Source organism: Streptomyces sp. Ru71 (genome assembly GCF_002920535.1).
In the GTDB taxonomy this organism is placed as follows: Bacteria; Actinomycetota; Actinomycetes; order Streptomycetales; family Streptomycetaceae; genus Streptomyces.
In genome coordinates, this window is the sequence record NZ_PQSS01000025.1 from 31000 (window position 1) to 55388 (window position 24389).

At 71.3% G+C, this 24389-nt stretch carries 26 protein-coding genes and 3 pseudogenes; 10 read left to right on the forward strand and 19 right to left on the reverse strand.

What is annotated here, in order from left to right; all coding sequences use genetic code 11:
* The first annotated feature begins 87 nt into the window (after positions 1 to 87).
* Positions 88 to 282 (forward strand): hypothetical protein, encoded by a 195-nt coding sequence (locus C3489_RS17270; protein ID WP_103782730.1) that lies wholly within the window; start codon positions 88 to 90, stop codon positions 280 to 282.
* Here C3489_RS17270 and C3489_RS17275 read toward each other — a convergent pair.
* From C3489_RS17275 to C3489_RS17285, 3 genes are all read right to left on the reverse strand, one after another.
* Complete coding sequence (locus C3489_RS17275; protein ID WP_103782731.1) at positions 272 to 1186, reverse strand: winged helix-turn-helix domain-containing protein; 915 nt, start codon at positions 1184 to 1186, stop codon at positions 272 to 274. The two genes, C3489_RS17270 and C3489_RS17275, sit on opposite strands and share 11 nt — an antisense overlap.
* Positions 1187 to 1443: 257 nt before the next feature.
* A complete protein-coding gene (locus C3489_RS17280) occupies positions 1444 to 2700 on the reverse strand; it encodes a GNAT family N-acetyltransferase (protein ID WP_103782732.1) in 1257 nt (418 codons plus the stop codon).
* A 75-nt stretch (positions 2701 to 2775) separates the two neighbouring features.
* On the reverse strand, positions 2776 to 3456 hold the full coding sequence (locus C3489_RS17285) for an aerial mycelium formation protein (RefSeq protein WP_181139712.1): 681 nt from the start codon (positions 3454 to 3456) through the stop codon (positions 2776 to 2778).
* A 157-nt stretch (positions 3457 to 3613) separates the two neighbouring features.
* On the opposite strand from C3489_RS17285, the gene dtd reads away from it, so the two are divergent.
* The gene (dtd, locus tag C3489_RS17290) at positions 3614 to 4039 is read left to right on the forward strand and encodes a D-aminoacyl-tRNA deacylase (protein ID WP_103782734.1); all 426 of its coding nucleotides are present in this window, start codon (positions 3614 to 3616) and stop codon (positions 4037 to 4039) included.
* A gap of 122 nt (positions 4040 to 4161) precedes the next feature.
* Here the strand turns inward: dtd and C3489_RS17295 are convergent, their stop codons facing one another.
* The 4 genes from C3489_RS17295 to C3489_RS38705 form a co-directional block, all read right to left on the reverse strand.
* A complete protein-coding gene (locus C3489_RS17295) occupies positions 4162 to 5127 on the reverse strand; it encodes a folate-binding protein YgfZ (RefSeq protein WP_103782735.1) in 966 nt (321 codons plus the stop codon).
* A 16-nt stretch (positions 5128 to 5143) separates the two neighbouring features.
* Positions 5144 to 5584, reverse strand: a complete 441-nt coding sequence (locus C3489_RS17300) for a Fur family transcriptional regulator (RefSeq protein ID WP_103782785.1) — start codon at positions 5582 to 5584, stop codon at positions 5144 to 5146.
* Positions 5585 to 5648: 64 nt separating this feature from the next.
* Positions 5649 to 6224 (reverse strand): FABP family protein, encoded by a 576-nt coding sequence (locus C3489_RS17305; RefSeq protein WP_103782736.1) that lies wholly within the window; start codon positions 6222 to 6224, stop codon positions 5649 to 5651.
* A 233-nt stretch (positions 6225 to 6457) separates the two neighbouring features.
* Positions 6458 to 6637 (reverse strand): hypothetical protein, encoded by a 180-nt coding sequence (locus C3489_RS38705; RefSeq protein ID WP_181139720.1) that lies wholly within the window; start codon positions 6635 to 6637, stop codon positions 6458 to 6460.
* A gap of 441 nt (positions 6638 to 7078) precedes the next feature.
* Here C3489_RS38705 and C3489_RS17320 point away from each other — a divergent pair, with 441 nt between their 5' ends.
* The gene (locus C3489_RS17320; RefSeq protein WP_103782737.1) at positions 7079 to 7441 is read left to right on the forward strand and encodes a DsrE family protein; all 363 of its coding nucleotides are present in this window, start codon (positions 7079 to 7081) and stop codon (positions 7439 to 7441) included.
* Positions 7442 to 7465: 24 nt separating this feature from the next.
* Here C3489_RS17320 and C3489_RS17325 read toward each other — a convergent pair whose 3' ends face one another.
* The 8 genes and pseudogenes from C3489_RS17325 to C3489_RS17355 all read right to left on the reverse strand — a co-directional run bounded on the left by C3489_RS17325 (position 7466) and on the right by C3489_RS17355 (position 12739).
* Positions 7466 to 7726, reverse strand: coding sequence for a DUF3099 domain-containing protein (locus tag C3489_RS17325; protein ID WP_103782738.1), 261 nt, complete (start codon positions 7724 to 7726; stop codon positions 7466 to 7468).
* Between the two features lie 89 nt (positions 7727 to 7815).
* Positions 7816 to 8103 carry a DUF1416 domain-containing protein gene (locus tag C3489_RS17330; RefSeq protein ID WP_103782739.1) on the reverse strand — a complete coding sequence of 96 codons (288 nt, stop codon included), beginning with the start codon at positions 8101 to 8103 and terminating at the stop codon, positions 7816 to 7818.
* 45 nt (positions 8104 to 8148) lie between these two features.
* Positions 8149 to 8994 carry a sulfurtransferase gene (locus tag C3489_RS17335; RefSeq protein ID WP_103782740.1) on the reverse strand — a complete coding sequence of 282 codons (846 nt, stop codon included), beginning with the start codon at positions 8992 to 8994 and terminating at the stop codon, positions 8149 to 8151.
* 128 nt (positions 8995 to 9122) lie between these two features.
* Complete coding sequence (locus C3489_RS40030) at positions 9123 to 9203, reverse strand: putative leader peptide (RefSeq protein WP_350310325.1); 81 nt, start codon at positions 9201 to 9203, stop codon at positions 9123 to 9125.
* A 197-nt stretch (positions 9204 to 9400) separates the two neighbouring features.
* A complete protein-coding gene (locus C3489_RS17340) occupies positions 9401 to 10138 on the reverse strand; it encodes a DUF2993 domain-containing protein (RefSeq protein WP_103782741.1) in 738 nt (245 codons plus the stop codon).
* 113 nt (positions 10139 to 10251) lie between these two features.
* Positions 10252 to 11600: pseudogene (locus tag C3489_RS17345) on the reverse strand (hypothetical protein).
* An 8-nt stretch (positions 11601 to 11608) separates the two neighbouring features.
* Positions 11609 to 11863, reverse strand: coding sequence for a MoaD/ThiS family protein (locus C3489_RS17350; protein WP_103782742.1), 255 nt, complete (start codon positions 11861 to 11863; stop codon positions 11609 to 11611).
* 39 nt (positions 11864 to 11902) lie between these two features.
* A complete protein-coding gene (locus C3489_RS17355) occupies positions 11903 to 12739 on the reverse strand; it encodes an alpha/beta hydrolase (protein ID WP_103782743.1) in 837 nt (278 codons plus the stop codon).
* Between the two features lie 289 nt (positions 12740 to 13028).
* Here C3489_RS17355 and C3489_RS17360 point away from each other — a divergent pair, with 289 nt between their 5' ends.
* The 7 genes and pseudogenes from C3489_RS17360 to C3489_RS39395 form a co-directional block, all read left to right on the forward strand.
* The gene (locus C3489_RS17360) at positions 13029 to 13808 is read left to right on the forward strand and encodes a response regulator transcription factor (protein WP_103782744.1); all 780 of its coding nucleotides are present in this window, start codon (positions 13029 to 13031) and stop codon (positions 13806 to 13808) included.
* Positions 13809 to 13895: 87 nt separating this feature from the next.
* Positions 13896 to 14918, forward strand: coding sequence for a LacI family DNA-binding transcriptional regulator (locus tag C3489_RS17365; protein ID WP_103782745.1), 1023 nt, complete (start codon positions 13896 to 13898; stop codon positions 14916 to 14918).
* Between the two features lie 123 nt (positions 14919 to 15041).
* Positions 15042 to 16181 (forward strand): S1C family serine protease, encoded by a 1140-nt coding sequence (locus C3489_RS17370; RefSeq protein WP_181139713.1) that lies wholly within the window; start codon positions 15042 to 15044, stop codon positions 16179 to 16181.
* 44 nt (positions 16182 to 16225) lie between these two features.
* Positions 16226 to 16432, forward strand: a complete 207-nt coding sequence (locus C3489_RS17375) for a hypothetical protein (RefSeq protein ID WP_146075328.1) — start codon at positions 16226 to 16228, stop codon at positions 16430 to 16432.
* 177 nt (positions 16433 to 16609) lie between these two features.
* A complete protein-coding gene (locus C3489_RS17380; protein ID WP_103782746.1) occupies positions 16610 to 17347 on the forward strand; it encodes a response regulator transcription factor in 738 nt (245 codons plus the stop codon).
* Complete coding sequence (locus C3489_RS17385; RefSeq protein WP_103782747.1) at positions 17344 to 18777, forward strand: cell wall metabolism sensor histidine kinase WalK; 1434 nt, start codon at positions 17344 to 17346, stop codon at positions 18775 to 18777. The genes C3489_RS17380 and C3489_RS17385 overlap by 4 nt, the downstream gene beginning before the upstream one ends.
* Positions 18778 to 18839: 62 nt before the next feature.
* Positions 18840 to 19190 (forward strand): annotated as a pseudogene (locus C3489_RS39395) (pectate lyase); the annotation flags it as partial.
* A gap of 44 nt (positions 19191 to 19234) precedes the next feature.
* Here the strand turns inward: C3489_RS39395 and C3489_RS38710 are convergent.
* From C3489_RS38710 to C3489_RS17405, 4 genes and pseudogenes are all read right to left on the reverse strand, one after another.
* Positions 19235 to 20143: pseudogene (locus tag C3489_RS38710) on the reverse strand (DUF6177 family protein); the annotation flags it as partial.
* A gap of 108 nt (positions 20144 to 20251) precedes the next feature.
* The gene (locus C3489_RS17395; protein ID WP_103782748.1) at positions 20252 to 20539 is read right to left on the reverse strand and encodes a hypothetical protein; all 288 of its coding nucleotides are present in this window, start codon (positions 20537 to 20539) and stop codon (positions 20252 to 20254) included.
* 1209 nt (positions 20540 to 21748) lie between these two features.
* On the reverse strand, positions 21749 to 22222 hold the full coding sequence (locus C3489_RS17400; protein WP_103782749.1) for a hypothetical protein: 474 nt from the start codon (positions 22220 to 22222) through the stop codon (positions 21749 to 21751).
* A 298-nt stretch (positions 22223 to 22520) separates the two neighbouring features.
* Positions 22521 to 24341: a bifunctional UDP-sugar hydrolase/5'-nucleotidase gene (locus C3489_RS17405; protein ID WP_103782750.1), complete on the reverse strand. Its 1821-nt coding sequence runs from the start codon at positions 24339 to 24341 to the stop codon at positions 22521 to 22523.
* Between the last annotated feature and the right edge of the window lie 48 nt (positions 24342 to 24389).

Sequence of the window (24389 nt, forward strand, 5' to 3'; positions counted from 1 at the left end):
GGACAACTTATACAGAGTTGGTTGCCAACTTCTCCGAGTTGGCGGACGGTTTGCCTCCGCCGACGGCCGCCCGAAGGAGGAACCACCGTGCCCGTTCTCCCTCTCCTGTGCACCCTGTTCGTCGTCGGCGTGGAACAGACCGTCCAGTGGCGCTACGGCACCGCCGGCGCCCTCGGCCTGCTGCTGCTCAGCGTCGGCATCAAGGCCCGCAGGCCGGCCATGAGCTCGGCCGGAGCCGTGGTGCTCGCCCTGCTGGTCGCGAGCCCGGCGCTCAGCTCGTGAGCACCAGCTCGGAACTGATCGTCTCCCACAGCGCGTCGAACCAGGCGCACGACTGCTCCACGAACGCCGTGTCGCGCGGCCCCGTCCCCCGCGCGAAGGCGAACAGCGTCGAGCGGGTGCCCACCGCGTCGTACAGCTGGAGCCGCTGATGGTCGATCTCGGCCTCCCGGCGCAGGGGCGTGTAGTACGCGAACAGCGCCTGCGCGCCGTTGAGCAGGTACAGCTTGACCGGCGGGGTGAAGGGCAGCGCGCGGAAGGTGACGTGCACGTCGATGCCGTGCGTGGCGCGCAGCGCCAGCAGGTTGTGCCGGAGCACCTGGCCCTGGGCGTTGCGCTGGGCCAGCCAGCGCCGGTGCAGCCGGCCGTCGGCCGCCGGGTCGACCGGCGCCGGGAAAGCCAGTTCGATATGGCGGCTGGGCAGCAGGATCCGTACGTCGATCTTGGCCGGTTCCAGACGCCCCGCGTGGATCAGCCGCAGCGGCTCGCCGAGGGCGAGCGTGAGGGAGACCGCGGTCAGGCACAGCGCGTCGATCTCCACGTGGGGGGCGGCGAAGGCCTGCGCGATGCGCGGCGCGAGCGCCACCATGGTCGGCTGCGGCGGCGCCGCGGGGCCCGGGTGCGCTCCGCCGTCGGGTGCGACGGTCGCCGGGCTGCCCCGGCAGACGCCGGTCAGCAGGTGCTCGTCCCGCAGGACGCGCAGGGCCTGGCGGACGGTGCCGCGCTCGACGCCGAACTCCTCGGCGAGGGCGGCCTGGGTGGGCATGCGCTGACCGGGCCGCAGCAGCCCGGACCTGATCCGGGCGCGCAGCGCGTCGGCCACCTCGTGATGTGACGGTTGTGGCCGCTGGGGCCTGTTCCGCCCAGGGGCGGCGGCGTGTTCCGGGTCCACAGCCGAACGGTACAACTTCTCGCCATCTTGCGGCAGTTCAGCGACAGGTGGTTATGAGCCGCTTCCAAGTGGAGATAAGTACAGTGAAGTTGGTCGCCAACTCGAAGGACATGGTCAAGCTTCTCAAGGGTTGGCCAGCACACTTCCGGCCGGGCTCCCTTCCGGAGGGGAGCCGGGAGCCCGATCGGTGAGCAGCACCACCGCACAACAACCACAACCGCACAGCGCTACGGATGCGCGCACACCCGTCGCCGGCAGAAGGGAGCAGGGTCTCAGAACATGTCCGGGCACCACGGTCGCCGGGACGTACGCAGCAGGGCGTCGGCCTCACGGGCGGCGCCCGCTCGTTCTTCCCGCACCCGGCCCAGCGCCGCCAGCCGCACCGCCGAGTCGTCCCCCAGCCACAGCGTCGCCAGCTCCCCCACCTCCAGGGTGAGGTCGGCGGCCCGCGACGTCGGCTCCACCGACGCCCCCTGCGGCGAGGCGTCCAGCAGATACCGCCCGCCGGTGAGCCCGGCCGGGTCCACGACGTCGAGCACCAGGGCCCCGGTCCCCTCGTACCCCCGCGCCCCGAGAGCCCGTACGACGTCCAGCAGCCGCACCCACAGCCAGTCCGCCTGCGAGGTGATCCGGGCCGCGCGCGGGTCCGGCAGCAGATGCGGAAGCAGGTCGTCGGGGGCCCGGTAGCCGCTCTTGACCCGCGCGACCCAGTCGATCGAGCACAGGAAGTGCCACAGGGCGCGCTCGGCGGCCGGGGTGGTGGCGATCAGCCCGCGCACGGTCGCCGTGTTCAGCGGCTGCTTGGCGTCCCCCCACGTGTCGTCGCACTCGTACGTCACCAGCCCCTCGACCTCACCGCCGGCCGAGCGGTAGACGGCGTGGAAGGGCTCGGTCCATGGCTCGTTGAAGCGCACCGCACCGGTGGCCACCTGCCACCACAGCTCGTCCCGGCTCACGGCGCCCGGCTGGGCGCGGCGCAGCCGCTCGTGCAGTTCGGGCCCGAACTTGCGGACGTCCTCGCCGTCCACGAGGTCGACCCGGCCGCCGTCGTCCGGTCCGGCCCGGCGCGGGTCGAGACCGGTGCGGGGCACGTCGACCGTCCACTCGGCCGCCGTGGTCGCCGGGCCGAAGCCGTAGCGGCCGTAGATCGGGTACTCGGCGGCGATCAGCGTGGCCACGACGTCACCGCGCTCCTTCGCCGCCGCCAGGTCCCTGGCCATCATCCGGGTGAGCAGTCCGCGGCGGCGGTGCGTGGCGCTGACGGTGACGTTGGAGACGGCGTCGGCCGGCACGGTTCCTCCGCCGACGGCCGTGAGCTCCTGCGCGAAGGACCGGAAGGTGGCCACGCAGCGGCCCGAGTCGAAGGCCCCCAGCAGCCGCCCCGGCGCGAAGGTGCGCCGACGCGCCCGGAGGATCTCCGGCGAGAGGGTCGGCGGCCGCAGGAAGCCGGTGTTCATCGCCCGCTGCCAGTCAGCGAACTCCCCCTCGGTGATGGGCCGGACGTCGATGTCGGAGGCGCTGTGACTCATGGGGCCACGGTAGGCCGGACACGGTGAGGTGTCGCGCGGATTTCGCGGGCCCGGCCACCGCCTCACCCGGGGCCGTCACATCAGGAGGTCGTCGACCTGCGCTTCCCCCTCGCGGTACCGCCGGGCGATCTCCGCGCTGCAGTCGTCCGTGGTGCGCTGCAGCAGCTGCCGGCGGCGGGAGACCTGCTGCTCGTAGCCCACCAGGCGGGCCATCGCCTCGTTCAGCTCGCTGTCGGTGCGCGCCGTCAGGTCCGACAGCTCGACCTCGGCGAGCATCTCGGCGGCCAGCAGCCGGTACTCCTCACTGTGCGGGGTGCCCACGGTGACATGGCGGGCGGAGGAGCGTTGCCGGGCCGGGGCGTCGGTGAGGATCTCCGACAGCCGCTCCACCACGGACGGCTCGCCCACCGCCACCACGGACGCCGGCGCGCGCCGCGTCAGCTCCGCGCGCAGGATGTCGATCCGCCCCTGCAGCAGGCGCCGTACGTAACTGAGGTCCGCCTCGTCGCGCTGGGCGTCGCGGCGCAGGACGCGCAGCTCCGGCAGGCTCAGCTCGGCCAGCTCCTGCCCCTGGGGGTAGACCCTGCCCGCAGAGCCCGGGGAAGGCTCGGCGGGCGGCCTCGGCCCGTTCGGACCGTGGGTTCGCTGCACGGGCGGCCGCGGGGCCGTCGTGTCCACCCCGCACGCGGACGTGGTCTCCGTCCCGCGCGCGGCTGTGACAGCCCCGGGCTGCTGCCCGGTACTCGGTGTGCTCATGTGCCTCTACCGTCCCCTCGACCGGCGTGTGGCGCCATCGTGCCACCCCGCGTGGCCGCTATGTGACCGAGTGCCCCCGAACGGCCCCAGATGGCGGGATTGGGACCGAAAATGGGCCCCGTCCGGAGTCCGGCCGGCGGCCCGGCATGATGGTCGTATGCGTGCAGTGGTGCAGAGGGTGGACGGCGCGAGCGTCGTCGTGGACGGCGAGACGGTGGGCGAGATCAAGGGCGAGGGGCTGTGCGTCCTCGTCGGCGTCACCCACGAGGACACCAAGGAGAAGGCGGCCCAGCTGGCCCGCAAACTGTGGTCGGTGCGGATGCTGCACGACGAGAAGTCGTGCAGCGACATCGACGCCCCGCTGCTCGTCATCAGCCAGTTCACCCTCTACGGCGACGCCCGCAAGGGCCGCCGCCCCACCTGGAACGCGGCCGCTCCCGGCGACGTCGCCGAGCCGCTGGTGGACGAGGTCGTCGCCCGGCTGCGCGCGCTCGGCGCGACGGTGGCCACGGGCCGCTTCGGCGCGCGGATGCGGGTGTCCCTGACGAACGACGGCCCGTTCACGGTGCTCATCGAGGTCTAGGGGGTGTCTCGTCGCTCAGGCCGGATCAGGGAGCGGCGAGACACCCCCCAGGCCCCGACGCCGGGACGATCCGGACGACGGGCCTCGGCCCGGCCGAGGCCCGCTGCCTGGCCGGAAACCGTCTACGGCTCGACGACGACCTCCTGGGCCGCCGCGGTCGTGCCGGCGACGAGCGGGGCGTCCGCGGGGACGTTCCGCTTGACCAGGGCGAGCGCGACCGGGCCCAGCTCGTGGTGGCGCACCGACGTCGTCACGAAGCCGATCTTCCGGCCGTCGGGGCCGTCCGCGGCGAGCCGCAGCTCCGTGCCCGGCGCGGGCAGGTGCACCTCGCTGCCGTCGAGGTGCAGGAAGACCAGCCGGCGCGGCGGCTTGCCGAGGTTCTGCACCCGGGCGACGGTCTCCTGGCCCCGGTAGCAGCCCTTCTGCAGATGCACGGCGCTGCCGATCCAGCCCAGCTCGTGCGGGATCGTGCGGTGGTCGGTCTCGAAGCCGAGACGGGGCCGGTGGTGTTCGACGCGCAGGGCCTCGTACGCCAGGATCCCGGCGGGCGGCCCGGCCTGCGCGGCGAACGGCTCCAGCTGCTCGCGGGGCAGGAACAGATCACGGCCGTACGCCGTCTCCCGTACGACGACACCGTCCGGGACCTCGGCGATGGAGCCGGCGGGCAGGTGGACGACGGCGAAGTCGGCGGTCCGGTCGGCGACCTCCACCTTGTAGAAGAACTTCATCGACTCCAGGTAGGCGATCAGCGCCTCCTGGGTGCCGGGCTCGACGTGGGCCCAGACGGTGGTGCCGTCGTCCACCAGGTACAGGGCGTGCTCGATGTGGCCGTGCGCGGACAGGATCAGCGCCTCGGTGGCCTCGCCCGCGGGCAGTTCGCTGACGTGCTGGGTGAGCAGCAGGTGCAGCCAGCCGAGCCGGTCCTCGCCGGTGACGGTGATCACACCGCGGTGGGAGAGGTCGACGAAACCGGTGCCGTCGGCGAGGGCACGCTGCTCGCGGAACAGGTCGCCGTAGTGGGCGGCGACGCCTTCGTCCACCCCTTCGGCGGAGACGGCGCCGGGCAGGGACAGCAGGGGGCTCTTCATGGCCTCAAGCCTACGACTAGGTACTTGAACCCTTGAGGTCGGCGGTGGCGCAGTCCTTGCAGCGGCCGAAGATCGCGAAGTGCTTCATGTCGGTGTCGAAGCCGAACTGTTCGCGCAGCTTGGCGGTGAACTCGGCGGCCACCGACAGATCGGCCTCGATGACGTTGGTGCAGTCCCGGCAGACCAGGTGGATGTGGTGGTGCCGGTCGGCCAGGTGGTACGTGGGCGCCCCGTGCCCCAGGTGGGCGTGGCTGACCAGGCCCAGCTCCTCCAGCAGCTCCAGCGTGCGGTAGACGGTGGAAATGTTGACCCCCGACGCCGTCTTCCTCACTTCCGCGAGGATGTCGTCGGGGGTCGCGTGCTCCAGGGTGTCCACGGCTTCGAGGACAAGCTGCCGCTGCGGCGTCAGCCGGTAGCCGCGCTGCCGCAGGTCCGTCTTCCAGTCGGTGCTCACCACACCCACGAGTCTAGGACCACCGGCGGCGGACCAGACGGGAGCGGGCCTGCTTGCGGGAGCGGGCCTACTTGAAGAAGGCGATGCCGTCGTCCGGGAGGTCCTCCGGCAGGGCCTTCGCCCAGCGCTCGACCTCCTCCGGGGTGACGACCTTCTTCAGCTGGGCCGACATGTAGGGGCGCAGCTCGACCTCGGGGGTCTGCTTCTCGCCGACCCACATCAGGTCGCTCTTGACGTAGCCGTACAGGCGCTTGCCGCCGCTGTAGGGGCGGGAGGCGGCCGTGCGGGCCACGGCGTCCGTGACCAGGTCGATCTGCGGCTTCTTGTCGGCCATCTCGCCGTACCAGACCTCGATGACGCCGTCGTCGCGGGTCATCGTGACCTCGACCTTGCGCTCGGCGTCGATCCGCCAGAAACCGGACTCGGTCTCCAGCGGCCGCACCTTGTTGCCCTCCTTGTCCAGGACCCAGGTGCGGGAGTGGTACTCAAGGAAGTCCCGGCCGTCGTGGGTGAAGCTGACCTCCTGGCCGAAGTTGCACTTCTCGGAGCCGGGGAAGTCGTGCACGCCCGCACCCGCCCAGTTCCCGAGCAGGAAGGCGAGCGGGACAAGGTCCTTGTGCAGGTCGGACGGGATCTCGATCATGATCGACGGCTTTCCTGGTTCAGTGGGTCAGCGCTGGCCCTGGTACAGCTTCTTCACGGTCAGGTAGGCGAAGGCGAGGACACCGACGCAGACCAGGACCAGCAGGGTTTCGAAGAAGATCTCCACGGGGTGCTCCTTGTGAGCGCAAGCGGGCGGTACGGGGCCGGGCCCCAGCTTACGCGGCCGGGACCCGGTCCTCCTTGTGAGGTACCTCCTGACGGGGTCCGCGTGGATCAGCCCAGCAGCTGGCTCTGCAGCACGACCGTCTGCTGGAACGGCACGGCGGCCGCACCGCCCTTGCGGGACCGGACCACGACGGCGAGGACGTCACCGGCGGACAGCACGGCTTGGCGCACCTGCTCGGGGCCGTAGGGCTCTTTCTCCGCGTAGACCATGCGCTCGATGCCCCGCACCTGGGCCAGGGGGGAAGTCGTCGTCCCCGGTCAGGGTGTCCGCGCCGCGCACCGGGCAGGTGGGGGCGGCGTACGGGAACAGCTTGCGCAGGTCGGCGTCCGTCTTCACCTTGCGGTCCTGCGCCGCGGGCAGTGGCGTGGGGGCCGGGCCGGTGGCCTGGCGGAGCGTCGGCTGGGACAGCGAGGGCAGGGCCGTGGGCTCGCGGTCGGCCTCGATCAGGTAACCGGCGCAGGTGCCGGCGAGCAGGCCGAGCGCCGCGGCGCCGGTGACGAGCAGCGCCGGACGGCCGCCCCGGCGGCGCGGGGCCGGTCTGTCCGGTGGAACTTCCGTTTCTTTCATGACGTCCCCCCAAGAACGTGAAGCGCGGCTTCCGTATCCGCGCCCCACGGACACTCATGGTCATGCCAAGCAGTTGGAGCGGCGTTGATTACGATTCCGTCATGGCGAAGAAGCTCGTGATCAAGGTGACGGCGGGGGCCGACGCCCCGGAGCGGTGCTCACAGGCGTTCACCGTCGCGGCGGTGGCCGTGGCCAGCGGGGTGGACGTGTCGGTGTGGCTGACCGGTGAGTCGGCGTGGTTCGCCCTGCCGGGGCGGGCCGCCGAGTTCGAGCTGCCGCACGCGGCGCCGCTGCCCGACCTGATCGACTCCATCCTGGCGGCCGGCCGGCTGACGCTGTGCACGCAGTGCGCGGCCCGGCGGGACATCACGGAGAAGGACGTCATCGAGGGCGTACGGATCGCGGGCGCGCAGGTGTTCGTGCAGGAGTCCCTCGCCGACGACACCCAGGCGCTGGTCTACTGACCCGCCCGCCGATCCCGGGACGGGCTAGCGCGGGCGCTTCTTGCCGTCCAGCTCGTCCCACCACTCGTCGGACTGCGGGTCGCCGGACGGGTCGTCCCACCAGCGGTCCTCGGGGCCGCGCCGGTTGGCGACCATCGCGGCGACCGGCGGGATGACCATGGCGAACACGCACATGCCCACGGCCGCGGGCACCGACCACAGGCGCACGAACCCCCACGCCATGACGAAGAGGAACAGGCACGTCCCCATCAGGGCGAAGTACACGTGACGTCGCCGTGCGTACATGTCTCCAGGTTAGATCCGGGCACGCCGAAGGGCCGCACCCCAGGCGTCCAACCCGGGGGGTGCGGCCCTTCAGCCACTGACGGGGTACGTCAGACGGCGATGGCGACCTCGGCCAGACCGCCGTCCTGGGCGACGACCGTGCGGTCGGCGGTGCCGCCGGGCACGAGAGCGCGAACGGTCCAGGTGCCCTCGGCCGCGTAGAAGCGGAACTGTCCGGTGGCGGAGGTCGGGACCTCCGCGGTGAACTCACCGGTCGAGTCGAGCAGGCGCACATAGCCCTGCACCGGCTCGCCGTCGCGGGTCACCTGGCCCTGGATCGTGGTCTCACCGGGCTTGATCGTCGAGGCGTCCGGGCCGCCGGCCTTCGCTCCGCACATGTCTGTCTCCTGAGGGGTCTGACCAGAAGGTCGGTCGGGTTGGGGTTACTTGCCGGTGCCGAGCTCGATCGGCACGCCGACGAGGGAGCCGTACTCGGTCCAGGAGCCGTCGTAGTTCTTGACGTTCTCCTGGCCCAGCAGCTCGTGCAGGACGAACCAGGTGTGCGCGGAGCGCTCACCGATGCGGCAGTAGGCGATGGTGTCCTTGGCGAGGTCGACACCCTCGGCCTCGTACAGCTCCTTGAGCTGGTCGTCGGACTTGAAGGTGCCGTCGTCGTTGGCCGACTTCGACCACGGGATGTTCTTCGCGGACGGGACGTGGCCCGGACGCTGCGACTGCTCCTGCGGCAGGTGCGCGGGGGCGAGCAGCTTGCCGGAGAACTCGTCGGGCGAGCGGACGTCGACCAGGTTCTGGGTGCCGATGGCGGCGACGACCTCGTCACGGAAGGCACGGATCGAGGTGTCCTGGGGCTGGGCCTTGTACTGGGTCTTCGCGCGCTGCGGGACCTCGTCGCCGGCGACCAGCTCGCGGGCGTCCAGCTCCCACTTCTTGCGGCCGCCGTCCAGGAGCTTGACGTCCTGGTGGCCGTAGAGCTTGAAGTACCAGTAGGCGTACGCGGCGAACCAGTTGTTGTTGCCGCCGTAGAGGACGACGGTGTCGTCGTTGGCGATACCGCGCTCGGACAGCAGCTGCTCGAACTGCTCCTGGTTGACGAAGTCGCGGCGGACCGGGTCCTGCAGGTCCTGCTTCCAGTCGATGCGGACGGCGTTCTTGATGTGGTTCTTCTCGTACGCCGTGGTGTCCTCGTCGACCTCGACGATGACGACCTTGGGGTCGTCCAGGTGCTGCTCGACCCAGTCGGCGTCTACCAGGACGTCGCTGCGGCTCATGCTTTTCTCCTCCGGGGCAGTTGCGGCGGGGCGTGCGACAGATCAGGGCGTGCGCAGGCCTCAGTGGCGGCGCACGGGTGCCCAGGGGCTGGGCGGTGAGGGACGCGGAGGCCCGGCGGGCCGTCCGCTCAGAAGGTGCGACAGAGCATGGCGGCAACGCGGCACAGGTCCACTGCCCGCCGCTTCGTGAGATCCGCCTGTCGCTTCATGTGCTCGATCGTAGGGACGGACAGGCGGGCGTGTCACCGGCGTGTCGCATCCTGAGACGCGATCGTCCGTGATGTGGGATACGAAGCGTCTCGGGCCCGTCGCCGCACGGGTTCCGGGCGGTGCGGCCCGCATCACCCCCTACGGCGTGGACAGGCACGTCTCACCCCTCGGACGGACTCCGGCCGACGGACGGGGTCTACCCGGCCAACCTGACGTTCGAACCCTTCACCGAGATCTCCACACCGTCCGGCGCCGCGCGCACGCTGTCCAGCTTGACGCCGCCCGGCAGCTGGTCGATGACCTGCTGGAAGTCGATGATCCGGCGGATGCGCTGCTCGGCGACGGCGGCGGCGCCCAGCGCGGGCAGGGAGTCGGCGTGGAACTCGATCCGGTCGTTGACGACGGCCACCGAGCTGAGCACGGACAGGTTCTGCTTGCCGAGGATCGGCAGGGTCGCCTCCACCGCGACCTTGATCTTGCCGTCGCCGCCGTCGGAGAGGCCGACGATACGGGCCTCGACACCCGGGGCCACCTCGGTCGGCTCGGACTTGGCGGTCTTCATCAGCTCGGCGTAGGAGACCGTCGCGGTGCCGGTCACGCTCTTCGCGGTGGCGGTGCTGTAGTCGCCGGAGAAGGAGACGCCCTTGCCGTGGGCCTGCAGGTCGTCGATCCGGACCTTCTGGCCTGCCTTGCCGGTGGCGGCCTCGTAGTCCTTGATCCCCACCTCCACGTCGTCCAGCTCGCCTGCGGCGTACTGGGTGAGGAAGGGGAAGCCCTCGATGGAGACGTCCGGGGTGTCCTTGAGCCCCTCGTTCTTGCGCACCTGGTCCGCCGCCTCGCTCTCCGCGAAGTGCACGGCGACCCGGTCCGCGACGGCGAACAGGCCACCCAGGATCACTACGGCGATCAGCAGTATGCGCAGGGCGCGAGGCATCCGGTGGTTCCCCCCGTCGATGGTCGGTCGAACTTCACGGTAACCCCGCGGCCTGGCGGGACCGCGGGATTGTCGACCAGCTGTGACAGGGGCCGGGGGCGGTGACGCGGGCCTCAGCCCAGCGCGCGGCCCAGGACGTACACCACGGGCGCAGCCGCCGTCAGGGGGAGGGCGACACCGGCCGTGAAGTGGACGAAGCGGGACGGGTAGTCGTACGCGGCGACGCGGTGGCCGATCAGGGCGCAGCCGGCCGCGGCGGCGCCGAGCAGCGCACCGCCCGTGCCCAGGCCGGTCATCTGGCCCACCGCGATGCCGGCCCCGGCCGCGGCGAGCAGGGAGACGGCCACCGACGCCGGCGTGGGCAGCGGCAGCGCGCGGGCCAGGACGGCCACGGCGACGGACGCGGCACCGACGGACACCGCGTCGGCGCCGGCCGCCAGATGCCCGCCGGCCATGATCGCCAGCGCGGCCGAGGCGACGGTCGCCATCAGGCCGTACATCCGCTCGTCCGGGTCGGCGTGCGAGCGCAGCTGCAGGACCAGGCAGAGCAGGACCCACACGCCGAGCGTGCCGAGGATGGCGGCGGGGCCGTGCTCACGGCCGGCCGCCAGGACGGCGGCGTCGGCGACGAGGCCGCCCAGGAACGCCAGCGCGATGCCCTGCCGGGCCGGCCACATGCCGTTCAGCCGGAACCAGCCCGCAGCCGTGACCGCCTGCAGCGCGACCAGCGGGACCAGCAGGGCGTACGACCCGATCGGCGCCGCGACCGCGAGCAGCAGGCCGAGCAGCGCGGTGAGGGCCGCGGGCTGCATGCCGGGGTCGATGATCGGCGAACGGCCCTCCAGGCGGGCCCGCTGCGCATCGGTGATGCGGGCGTTGCCGGCGAGGGTGGCGGGACCGTAGGCCGGCTCGCCCGCCTCCGGCCCGCCGGGCGCGGCGGCGCCGGGCGCCGGGGGCGCGGGTGCGGTGGCCACCGGCTGGGGCTGGGGGAGCGGCTGCGGCTGCGGCTGGGCCTGCTGCTGGGGGTGGGCCTGCTGCTGGGGTGGGCCTGCTGCTGGGGCTCGGGGAGCGGCTGGGCGTACCCGGTGTCATAGGGCTGGCCGTATGCCTGGGTGGAGCCGTACTCCTGGCCGGGGCCGTACCCCTGGCCGGGGGCGTACGTCCCGCCGTACTCCTGGGTGCCGTACGCCTGAGCGCCGTACGACTCCCCCGTGCCGTACGCCCCGCCGTACTGCTGCTGCGCCGGCTGCTGGACCTGCTGTCCCTGCTGCTGAGCCTGCGGCTGCTGCAGATACGCCGTCTCCTCCGCCGGGGGGAGCGGCGGCTGGACCTGGGTCTCCCAGGTCTGGCCCTGCCACTGCTGGGTGTACTGCTGAGGGTCGTCGGAGGGCTGCTGGTACTGCCCGGGCCAGTCCTGCTGGGGCTGGGGCTGGGCGTAGGGGTCGTACGGCTGGTTGCTCATCGGCGTGCTCATCCTCCTGCGAACGGCGGGAGCACCTCGACCGTGCCGCCCTCGGTCAGCCGTACCGCCTCGTGCGCGCGCGTGCCCACGGGGTCGCCGTCGATGAGGAACGAACAGCGCTGGAGCACGCGGGTCAGCTCGCCCGGGTGCCGCTCGCGCACCGCGTCGAGCACCCCGGCCAGCGTGGCCGCGTCGTACGGCTCCTCGGCGACCCCGGCCGCGGCCTTCGCGGCCGCCCAGTAGCGCACCGTGACCTTTGCCATCTCGTCCCTCAAGTCGGTTCGGCAGTGAACACCGTCAGGCTAGCCCGCCCGGGAGGCGGCCCAGCGCGCGATGCGGTCGAGCAGCTCGCCGCCGGCGGCGTTCTCGGCGTGGCCCATGCCGGGCTCCAGCCAGAGTTCGCCGTGCCCACCGGCGGCCTCCGCGAGCATCCGGGGGTGGTCGACGGGGAAGTAGCCGTCGCTGTCGCCGTGGACGATGAGGAGGGGGGTCGGGGCGATGCGCGGGACCGCCTCCACCGGGGACAGCGGCACCGGGTCCCATTCGCGGTGGTGGATGCGGACGCGGAGGCCGTAGCGGCCCACCAGGCGCCCGGCCGGCCGGGTGACCAGCCAGTGCAGCCGCCGCATGGGCGCCGTACCCCGGTAGTACCAGCGGGCCGGTGCGCTGACCGAGACGACGGCGTCCGTGCCGCCGTGCAGTGCCGCGTGCCGCAGCACCACCGAGCCGCCCATGGAGAAGCCGACGGTGACCACGCGCGTGTGCCCGAGCTCGCGGGCCCATGCCACCGCCGCCTCAAGGTCCAGCACCTCCCGGTCGCCGACGGTCGAGCGGCCGCCCGAGCGCCCGTGGCCCCGGAAGGAGAAGGTGACCACGGCCCCGGAGTGCGCGAGGGCGCGCGCGACCCGGCGCACGTGCGGCCGGTCCACCTCCCCGGTGAACCCGTGCGCCACGACGAACACGAGGCGTCCCGCAGGTGGCGCCGAGGTGTCGCAGGCGCCGCTCCCGGGGTCGTACAGCGCGTCGATCGTCACCCCGTCGGACGTGCGCAGCAGCGTGCGCGTGGGCGTCCGCAGGCCTGTCTCACGATTCGGACGTACGGTGGAACGCGCCACATCACCTGCCGGACCGATGCTCATGTGGGCTATTCTGCTGGGCAGAGGATCCGGGCAGCGAAGCCCCCGGGTCCTTTCGTGCTTTCGGAAGCGTTGTATACGAAGCGGAAAACCGCAGATGAACGCGGATTCCGTGGGAGGTACGGGTTGTCGATCGCATAGTGGCCCCCCGGGGCCACAGCGGATCCCAGGGGCGCGGGAGCCGCACCGGACGAAGCAGGGCCGCACACGTCCTCGCAGGGACCGAGGAGGAACCAGACGTTATGGGCGAGCGAACCGTGCACGACGACACGACGACCCGGGCAGGTGGGGCATGAGCTCTCTGCTGCTGCTGACCAACGCCCTCCAGCCTTCGACGGAGGTGCTGCCCGCGCTCGGCCTGCTCCTGCACAACGTGCGGGTGGCTCCGGCGGAGGGACCGGCCCTGGTGGACACCCCGGGCGCCGATGTGATCCTGGTGGACGGGCGGCGCGATCTGCCGCAGGTGCGCAGCCTGTGCCAGCTGCTGCGCTCCACCGGCCCCGGCTGTCCGCTGATCCTGGTGGTGACCGAGGGCGGCCTGGCGGCCGTGACCGCGGACTGGGGCATCGACGACGTCCTGCTGGACACCGCGGGCCCCGCGGAGGTCGAGGCGCGGCTGCGGCTGGCCATGGGCCGGCAGCAGATCGTCAACGACGACTCCCCGATGGAGATCCGCAACGGCGACCTCTCGGTGGACGAGGCGACCTACAGCGCCAAGCTCAAGGGGCGGGTCCTGGACCTGACCTTCAAGGAGTTCGAGCTGCTCAAGTACCTCGCGCAGCACCCGGGCCGGGTCTTCACCCGCGCCCAGCTGCTGCAGGAGGTGTGGGGCTACGACTACTTCGGCGGCACCCGTACCGTGGACGTGCACGTACGACGGCTGCGTGCCAAGCTCGGCCCGGAGCACGAGTCGCTGATCGGCACCGTACGGAATGTCGGTTATCGATTCGTTACGCCCGAGAAGGGTGAGCGTGCCGGCGAGGAGGCCAAGGCCAAGTCGGGGCGGGCAAAACCGGACGAGACGGACAGCGGGACCGCCGTACCCGCCACCGAGGTCCCGGCCGACGCCTAGCGCACCACCGCGGCGGGGCGTTGCGGTCGCACATCCACGCACTGATACGCCCTGCCCAGAGCGGGTCTCTCCGCGTAGACTCCGCGCGTGGCCAAGGTGACTCGGGATGACGTGGCACGGCTGGCAGGGACTTCCACTGCCGTCGTCAGCTATGTCATCAACAACGGACCCCGGCCGGTCGCCCCGGCCACGCGCGAGCGTGTCCTCGCCGCGATCAAGGAACTGGGGTACCGGCCCGACCGGGTCGCCCAGGCCATGGCGTCCCGCCGTACGGACCTCATAGGCCTGATCATCCCGGACGCCCGTCAGCCCTTCTTCGGCGAGATGGCGCACGCGGTCGAGTGGGCCGCCGCCGAGCGCGGAAAGATGGTCCTGGTCGGCAACACCGACTACGTCGGTGAGCGCGAGGTCCACTATCTGCGCGCCTTCCTCGGCATGCGGGTCTCCGGCCTGATCCTCGTCTCCCACGCGCTGAACGACCTGGCCGCCGCCGAGATCGAGGCCTGGGACGCGCGGGTGGTGCTGCTGCACGAGCGCCCCGAGGCCATTGACGACGTCGCGGTCGTCACCGACGACCTGGGCGGCGCCCAGCTCGCCGTCCGCCATCTGCTGGAGCACGGCTACGAGTACGTCGCCTGCATGGGCGGCACCGCCGAGACCCCGGCCGTCGGCGACCCGGTCTCCGACCACGTCGAGGGCTGGCGGCGGGCGATGGCCGAGGCCGGGATATCGACGGAGGGGCGCCTGTTCGAGGCCCCGTACAACCGTTACGACGCCTACCGGGTCGCCCTGGAGATGCTCTCCGGCCCCGACCGGCCCCCGGCGATCTTCTGCTCCACCGACGACCAGGCGATCGGCCTGCTGCGCGCGGCGCGCGAGCTGCGCATCGACGTGCCCGGCGAGCTGGCGGTGGCCGGGTTCGACGACATCAAGGAGGCGGCGCTGGCGGACCCGCCGCTGACCACGGTCGCCTCGGACCGCTCGGCGATGGCCCGCACCGCCGTCGACCTGGTCCTGGACGACGGGCTGCGGGTGGCCGGCTCGCGCCGGGAGCGGCTGAAGGTGTTCCCGTCGCGGCTGGTGGTGCGGACGTCCTGCGGCTGCGGATGAGACGCGGCTGAGAAGGCCCAGGGAAAGGCCGAGGAGCGCCTTTATATCGGGCATACATGGTTCTGCCGGGCTTCTCAGGCAGTCCTCAGAAAGCTCTCATGATCGCGCGGAACGCTATGTGACATGACCGAGAGCATCCGCCGCGACGGCGAGTACGAGAACCTCCACGAGGGCGCTCACCGCGACCCCTACGAGGGCGCTCACCAGGGCACGTACCAGGGCGCCGCCCAGGGACCGTCCGAGGGCGCTCAGCAGGGCCCGTACCGGGGCGCCCCGCAGGGCCCGTACCAGGGCGCTCACCAGCAGGCTCACGCGCAGGGCTCCTCGCCCGTGAACCCGGAGTGGCCGCCTCCGCCGCCGTACGAGCCGACGGTCACGGCGCAGCCCGCGCCGGCGCCCAGGCGACGCTCCCGTGGCCCCGTCGCGCTGCTCGCCGCCGTCGCGATCGTCGCGGCGGCCATCGGCGGCGCCACGGCGTACGGCGTCCAGGAGCTGACCGGCAAGGACACGACCGCGAGCTCGACCGCGACGAACGTCGTGCCGTCGAGCAAGAAGGGCGACATCGCGGCCATCGCGGCGGCCGTCAGCCCGAGCATCGTCGAGATCAACGCGACCTCCGGCAGCGGGCGCTCCACCGGCTCCGGGGTGATCATCAGCTCCGGCGGCGAGATCGTCACCAACAACCACGTCATCGCCGGCGCCTCCTCGGTCACCGTGCGCACCAGCGACGGCAAGCAGTACACCGCGCGGGTCGTCGGCACGGACAGCAAGAAGGACCTGGCCCTGATCAAGGTGCAGGGCGCCTCGGGCCTGAAGGCGGCGTCGCTGGGCGACTCCTCTCGCCTCCAGGTCGGTGACACGGTCGTGGCGATCGGCTCGCCCGAGGGTCTGACCGGCACCGTGACCAGCGGCATCGTCTCGGCGCTCGACCGCGACGTGACGGTCCCGACCGAGGAGGGGCAGCAGCAGCAACAGGGCGGCGGCTGGCCCTTCGAGTTCGGCGGCCGGCAGTTCAACGGCGACACCGGCTCGTCCACGACGACGTACAAGGCGATCCAGACGGACGCCTCGCTCAACCCCGGCAACTCCGGGGGTGCCCTGATCGACATGAACGGGAACATCGTCGGCATCAACTCCGCGATGTACTCGGCCGCCGACTCGTCCTCCTCCTCGGACGCCGGCAGCGTCGGCCTGGGCTTCGCCATCCCCGTCAACACCGTCAAGGCCGACCTGGCCAAGCTGAGGGCGGGCGCGAGCGACTGAACCACTTCCGAAGCCCTTCGGCTTCCGAGCACAGGGAGTACGACATGATCGAGCACGTTTCCCCCACCGTCCGCACCGCCTCCCCCGCCTCCCCCGCCTCCCCGGCCGCTCCGGCCCTGCGCCTCGCGCACGCCGCACCCGCCCCGGCGCCGCAGGCCGCGGTCCCCCACCTGATGGGTCTGCGCACCGGCACGGACCGCCCGCACCGCCACAAGGTGCCCCTGCGCCGGCTGACGGCGGTGACCGGCTGAGCGGGGTCTTGGCCCGGCAGGCGGCAGCCGTGGGACGCTGAGAGCGTCCCGCACCGGGACGCTCCGGAACGCCCCGCACCGGGACGCCGAGACGGCCCGCACCGGGATACCGAGACGTCCCCACCGGGACGCCGAGAACGCCCGCACCGACCACCGCACCCGAGGACACCGCGACCGATGAGCCCCGCCGACGGCGACCGTGACCCCCAGCGCATCCTGATCGTCGACGACGAACCGGCGGTGCGCGAAGCCCTCCAGCGCAGCCTCGCCTTCGAGGGATACGGCACCGAGGTCGCCGTCGACGGCGCGGACGCCCTGCAGAAGGCCACCGCCTACCGGCCCGACCTGATCGTCCTGGACATCCAGATGCCCCGCATGGACGGACTGACCGCCGCGCGCCGTATCCGCGGCGCCGGCGACACCACACCCATCCTGATGCTCACGGCCCGCGACACGGTCGGCGACCGCGTCACCGGCCTGGACGCCGGCGCGGACGACTACCTGGTCAAGCCCTTCGAACTGGACGAACTCTTCGCCCGGATCCGCGCCCTGCTGCGCCGCAGCTCCTACGCGGCGGCCGTGGGCGCGGGCGACCCGGCCGACGAGGACGTGCTCACCTTCGCCGACCTGCGCATGGACCTCGCCACACGGGAGGTCACCCGCGGCGGGCGGCCCGTGGAGCTGACCCGGACGGAGTTCACCCTGCTGGAGATGTTCATGGCGCACCCGCGCCAGGTGCTCACCCGCGAGCAGATCCTGAAGGCCGTATGGGGCTTCGACTTCGAGCCGTCGTCGAACTCCCTGGACGTGTACGTCATGTACCTGCGCCGCAAGACGGAGGCGGCAGGCGAGCCCCGGCTCGTGCACACCGTGCGCGGCGTCGGGTACGTGCTGCGGCAGGGCGGCGCCGAGTGACAGGCCTGGTGCGCCGCTTCCGCACGCTGCCGATCCGCACCCGGCTGTCCCTGCTGGTGGCGGCGGCGGTGGCGTTCGCGGTGGCGGCGGTGTCGCTGTCGTGCTGGTTCCTGGTGCGGGGCCAGCTCTACAACCAGCTGGACGACGAACTGCGGGGTGAACAGGTCCAGACGGGGCTGCTGCAGAGCATGCTGCGCAACTGCCAGCTGCACAGCCCGCAGAGCATCCCGCAGCCGCCCAACTCCCCCATCGTCACGATCCTCTACTCCGACGGCTCCACCTGCCTGAACCCCGCCAACGACACCGTCCGGGTCGAGGCGTCGGACGTGGCCGTGGCGGACGGCCTGCGCCGCAACTCGCTGCACACCTCCGGCACCACCGACGGCACCCCCGTACGCGTCTACACCCTTCCGGTGGTCGACCGCAGCACGGGCCAGGTGCAGACCGGTATCGCCGTGTCCATCGCCAAGCCGCTGGCGGAGGTCACCAAGCCGCTGTCCTCGCTGGCCTGGATCCTGCTGCTCGTCTCCGGCATCGGAGTACTCGGCGCCGGAGCCGCCGGCCTGGCCGTGGCCCGCGCGGGACTGCGCCCCGTGGACAAGCTCACCGAGGCCGTCGAGCACGTCGCGCGCACCGAGGACCTCAGCGTCCGCATCCCCGTGGAGCACGACAGCGACGACGAGATCGCCCGGCTGTCCCGATCCTTCAACTCCATGACCACCGCCCTGGCCAGCTCCCACGACCTCCAGCAGCAGCTGATCGCCGACGCCGGCCACGAGCTGCGCACGCCGCTGACCTCACTGCGCACCAACATCGAACTCCTCACCCGCAGCGAGGAGACCGGCCGCCCGCTGCCCGAGGCGGACCGCAAGGCGCTGCTGGCGTCGGTGAAGGCGCAGATGACGGAGCTGGCCTCGCTCATCGGCGACCTCCAGGAGCTCTCCCGGGCCGACCACCAGCGCGGTGAACGCGTCCAGGTCGTCTCCCTGGAGGACGCGGTCGAGTCGGCCCTGCGCCGTGCCCGGCTGCGCGGCCCGGAGCTGACGATCACGGCGGACCTCCAGCCGTGGTACGTCCGCGCGGAACCGGCCGCGCTGGAGCGGGCGGTGGTCAACATCCTGGACAACGCGGTGAAGTTCAGCCCCGGGTCCGGCACCGTCGAGGTGCGCCTGACCGGCGGTGTCCTGACCGTGCGCGATCACGGCCCGGGGATCGCCGAGGACGAACTCCCGCACGTCTTCGACCGCTTCTGGCGCTCCCCGTCCGCCCGCGCGCTCCCGGGCTCGGGCCTGGGCCTGTCCATCGTGGCCCGCACGGTGCGGCAGGCGGGCGGCGAGGTGACGCTGGCCCGCGCGGAGGGCGGCGGCACCGTGGCGACGGTACGGCTCCCGGGGGCACCGACACCACCACCGGACACGCCGGTGGCATAGCGCTGGGGCTCCTGTTACGGCACCGGCGGCAGCGCCACGGACGACAGACTGGGCCGGGTCACTTCATCTTCGGACGCGCGACGGCGGTGATCGAGCACGCCGGCGGGCTACGTCACGGCCCCGTCGACGGCGGCGGACCGCGAGGGCATCCTGATCGCCAACTCGACGGTGACCGGCGACGTCTCGCCCGTGTCCTTCAACCTGGGCCGCCCCTGGCACGCGGGCGGCGACGCGACCCTGGACCCCCAGACGACGGCCCGCAACACCTCCCTGAGCGCGGCGATCAAGTCCACGCCCTGGACCGACATGAGCGGCTTCTCCTGGAAAAACGACCGCTTCGCGGAGTACAAGAACACGGGGGCAGGCGCGGGAACCGCCCCCAACTGACGGACACCCAGGCGGCGGACCAGGAGCGGTCCGGACTGCCGACGGCGACGAACTGCGTGGGCTCGGGAGCGCGGTCCCGGGCCAGTTCGGTCAGTTGGCGCGGTGACCAGGGCAGATTGACGGGCTCAGCCGTGCCCCACCCGACGGGCGCGGTGCCGGTGAGGATCTGCCAGGCCGCCTCAAGGGACTGGCCGAGGACCAGGTCCTCGGCTGCGGAACGGAGCGTGCGGAACGCGACGATGAGCCGCCGTCCGTCGTCCTGCATGTGAGCGGTGAAGGTCTCGGCCCTGCCGGCCGAGCCGTCGGTGAGAACAGGCGCAAAAGTGCCGTCCTGCCAGCTCAGCACGGCACCGGTCAGACCGTCGTAGTAGCCGCAGCCGGGATCCTGGACGACCCAACGGTTGGGGGGCTGGGCGAGCACGGCCCGGGCGGGTGCGGTGAGACGGGCGGTGGCCGGGCTGACGATCTGAAGGGACCGCTCGGTTGCGACGGCGCTCCGAAAGACGTCCGAAAGCCAGGGCGTCAGCGCGATCACGGGCCGGTCGGTGAGTACGACTGCTGAGCGATGCGTCAGGACGTCCACAGCGGGCATGCCCGTGCCTTCGGGTACGGGCACGGCGCAGACGTCCGACGGGGTCTCCACGACCTCCGTGGTCGCAGCACCCGGCGGCCAGGTGACGCCTCCCAGCAGCAGGTTCAGCCTCCCACAGAAGGAGCCGGCGAGCCGGGCGGCCTCTGGAACGGCGGTGGAGGCCCGAGTCTCGGTCCACCAGAACGGCCCCTCGTCCACGGGAGGCTGGATCCCCAGCAGGCGCGACGCCTCACCTGGTACCTGAACGAGGATGGGAGCCTCGACGGACACAAGAGGCCGCCCGCCGACACCGGACAACTGGACCACCGCCCCCTCAGCGACGCTGGCCACCTCCATACCGGGCCCACCCGCGTACAGCCCGGCCAGCAGAGCCCAAGGATCGGGCATCAAGGGCGTGAGCGAGATGACATCCTTCGTCACGGGGCCTTCTTCCGGATCCTGTCCATGAGCTGCAACGTCCGTCACAGTTTGCGGCTGACGTCTTGATAGCCCTCATTAAGCGGGTGGTGCAGGTTGACTGGAGGCACCCTCAAACAGGTACGTGTAAAGCGCTTCCAGGTAGACATAAAGGGCAGCCTCGTCAGGGAACTCTACGTCAGTCATCCCCTCGTATTCTTCGACGGAGAGCTCTCTCGCTCGAATCACATGGAGCAAGCCGTCTCTCACGCCCTGCACAAAAGACTCCTTGAAACTCATCAAGGTTGGACGCAGAAAGCCGCTAGTATCATAGGCAACATCCAAGCCAAGATATGTCCTGATAAAGGTGTCCAGTTCCTCGTTCATTCTCATCTCTTTACGGGTGACGGCCAGGGGCGGGATCGGCATACATCGTGTACAGCTTATATTGCCCCCCATCAAACCTGTAGACGGCCTTGATTACGCCACCTCGGAAGTCGACCGGGAGAAATTCTTGAGGATTTACTGGATTCCGATAGTAACCCGTGAACCGCTTATATCCCTGGGGGCCGAAGATCTGCTCGATGGGAACGATTCCGGCGGGCGGCGGAGTTCCCGTTCGAGCAATATAGTCGCGATAGTACCGGTCAGCTACAACCATGTCTTCCGCGTTGTCAAAGCGCGTAGCGAATGGACCGACCCGATGGGGTAGGCCAGTCACCCCATCCGCAGTCGTACCGGTAAGCGGGTCAATATTGTTCTCGGATTTAAGAAGACCAGGGTGGCCCGCATTCGGCCCATAAACTCTGGGATTTCCCTGCGAATCGAGCGCCACAGTCCCGAGACGGTCCTGTAGGGACCTGTCATCCGGGTAAAGATGCCGTCCGGGCGCATGCCCTTCCCCACCCTGGCGATCGTCCAACTCGTTGATGCGGTGGTCCACCACGTGCGGAGGCAACGAGGAGTTGGTGCCAGGTATCCGGTGAGGCGTCTGTTGTACGTAGCTACCTTCAGCCGGCAGAGCGTGTGATCCGCTGCCCCCAGAGTGACTTCCCTTCACAAAGTCGTGGGTAGGCCCGCCACTACCGCTGTGATGTTGCGCGGACGCATCTGAGGCGTGGCTCGACGTCGGCCCCTGGTGAGAACCTTGGCCGCCAGCCGTTGCCCCTCCATGAGAAGCGCTGTTGCCGCCACCATGGCTTGCTGTCGGCGCATGCGGCGAATGGTGAGCCGAAGCTGCTGAGTGGCCTGTACCGCGGCCTGGGGCAAAGCCGTACCCCTGTGATCCGACCGCGCGGGCAGGCGTCCGGGCGTCACCCCCGCCGTGACTGGCGACCAGGGCCGGTTCCTGAGAAGGCAGGCTTCCGTTCCGGTGCACCGGCCTTTCGTTTGCTGCCGGCTCTTGCTGCGCCGGTGCGTCCTGGCCGTCGGCTGCGGTGACCCTTCCGTCCTGGTGAAGCCGAGTGCCATCCGACCACACAGCATCCGTGCCGTCGATCGCCGGCCAAGCCCCAGCCGTGCCGGCTGCCGATTCGGCCTGCTCTGCTCGCACCGCGCCGGCGAGAGCCTCGTCGTACGCCCCGACCCGTACCGCCTTCAGCCCCTGGAAGATATCCCCCACCTTGACCACGCTCGTCGCCCCGGTCCGGGCGCCGGCAGCCCGGCCACCTCACCGACCAGCGTCTTCCCCGGCAGCACCCGGCTCGGCCCCGCACCGGTGCCCACGCCGTCCAGTACCCGGGCCCGCGGGTCGAGGACGTAACGCCGGTCGCTCGCCCCGCCCTTGCGCGGCACGGTGACCAGCCGCCGCCCGTCGGCGAGCGCGACGATCTGCGGACCGGCCCCGCCCGCCCCGTCATCGGCCTGCTGCGGCACCACGGCGAGGCTCTCCGCTCTCCCCTTCACGGCGTTCACTCCGACGACGGTGGCCAGCCCGTCCACGTCGACGAGAGCGAAGGCGGAGGAGCCTTTCCAGTCGTCGCCCAGGGTCACACCGCCTGGTCCGGCGCAGGCGGCTGCCAGTGCGCACGCCGCCGCGACCAGGAGCTGCTGCTTGTGACGCGTCGCCAAGGTGAGTTCCTCCCCCGTAAGTTGGCCTCTCGGGGCCCTTCCTACAGAGAGAAGATCGCTCAGCGCACGCCCCGATCATCACAAAGAGTGACTGGGGTCGGCATATGCACTCTGCGGGGCGAGTGGTGTTTCCGTGCTGACGGGGAAGCGTGCGGGGGGCCGGTGCCGGGTGCTCCGTCACTCGGCCGTCGGTGACCGTCAGTACCCGGTCGCCAAAAAGCGGTGGGCCCGGGCGCTCCGTACGGTGTGTGCGTACGGAGCGCCCGGGCCCCCGGGGAGTCGTTCTTCGGCGGTGCTCCTACTGCGTGATCGTGATCCGGTTCGCCGCCGGCGGCGCGAGCGGGCTCGTCGCCGAGGAGTTGGCCGTCAGGTACTGCACCAGTGCCGCCAGGTCGTCCATGCCGACCGTGTCGTTCGTGCCCTGGCCGAGGGTCGGGAAGCCGTCGCCGCCGCCCGCGAGGAAGCTGTTCGTCGCGACGCGGTAGGTGGCGGCCGGGTCGATGGGCTTGCCGTTCAGCCGGACGGAGTCGGTGACGACGCGGTCGGCGCCGGTCTTCGTCATGTCCAGCGTGTACGTCAGGCCCGCCGAGGGCTGGAGGATCTTCGGCGCGGCCTGGTTCGGGCCGGACACCTGCTCCTTCAGCACCTGGATCAGCTGGGCGCCGGTGAAGTCCTGCAGATTGACGGTGTTGGCGAACGGCTGGACCGTGAAGCCCTCCGCGTACGTCACCACGCCGTCACCCTCGGCGGCCTTGGCCGCATAGGTCAGGCCCGCGCGCACCCCGCCGGGGTTCATCAGCGCCAGCGCGGTGTTCGGGTCCAGCTGCTTGCCGTACGCCAGTTGCGCGTCCGCGATCAGGTCACCCATCGGGGACTCGGTGCCCGTGTTGGGGACGTCGGCGGAGATGTAGCCGATGGGCCGGTTGCCGATGGGCGCGGCGAGGGTGTTCCACCTGCCGATCAGCTCGGTCATGTCCGCCGCCTTGGGGACGTCCCGGGTGACCACGTGGTTGGCCGACTTCACCGCCGTCCGCGCGATGTCGCCCGTGCGCCGGTCGTACGTCAGCGTGGTATCCGTGTACAGGCGGCCGAAGGAGGACGCCGAGGTGACCATGCGCGGCTTGCCCGCCGGGTCGGGGATCGTACACACGTACGCGGCGTGGGTGTGACCGGTGACGAGGGCGTCGACCGCCGGGGTGACGTTCTTGGCGATGTCCACGATCGGACCGGAGATGCCGTCGCCGGCGCCCGGGGAGTCGCAGTCGTAGTTGTACGCCCCCGACGCCGGGAAGCCGCCCTCGTGGATCAGCGCGACGATCGACTGCACGCCCTGCCGCTGGAGCACCCGGGCGTACTTGTTGATCGTCTCGACCTCGTCCTTGAAGGTCAGGCCCTTGACGCCGTCGGCGGAGACGATCCCCGGGGTGCCCTCCAGGGTGACCCCGATGAAGCCGATCTTCACGCCCTTCTTCTGCCAGACCCAGTACGGCTTCAGGATCGGCTTGCCCGTCTGCTCGTCGAGGACGTTGGCGGCCAGGTACGGGAAGTCGGCGCCCGCGAAGCCCTCGTCGGTGTAGCAGCCGTCCTTGGGGTGGCAGCCGCCGTTCTGCAGACGGGCCAGTTCCTGCGCGCCCTCGTCGAACTCGTGGTTGCCGACGCTGGTCACGTCCAGCTTCAGCTTGTTCAGCGCCTCGATGGTCGGCTCGTCGTGGAAGAGGCCCGAGATCAGCGGGGAGGCGCCCACCATGTCGCCGCCCGCCGCGGTGATGGAGTACGGGTGGCCCTGGCGCGCGTCACGCAGGTGCGTGGCCAGGTACTCCACGCCGCCCGCGTCGATCGTCTTCGTCGTGCCGTCGGGCTGCAGTTCGGTGACCCGGCCGGACGAACCGGACGGCGGTTCGAGGTTGCCGTGCAGGTCGTTGAAGGACAGCAGCTGCACGTCCTGGTAGCGGCTCGGGACCGGACTGTGATGGCCGCTTGTCCGCTGGTCGCCGTCCGTGCTCGCGGACGCCGGCAGCGCGGCGGCCAGCGCGCCCGCGGTGGCGAGCGCGGCGGCGGCCGCCAGCAGCCCGCGCGTGCGGCGTCTTGCGGGGTGGTTCGGCTGAGCTGTGGTTGGCATACGCCCCCCTGTGGTGTGCGGTGACGACGGGGCCTGGCGGGTCCGGTG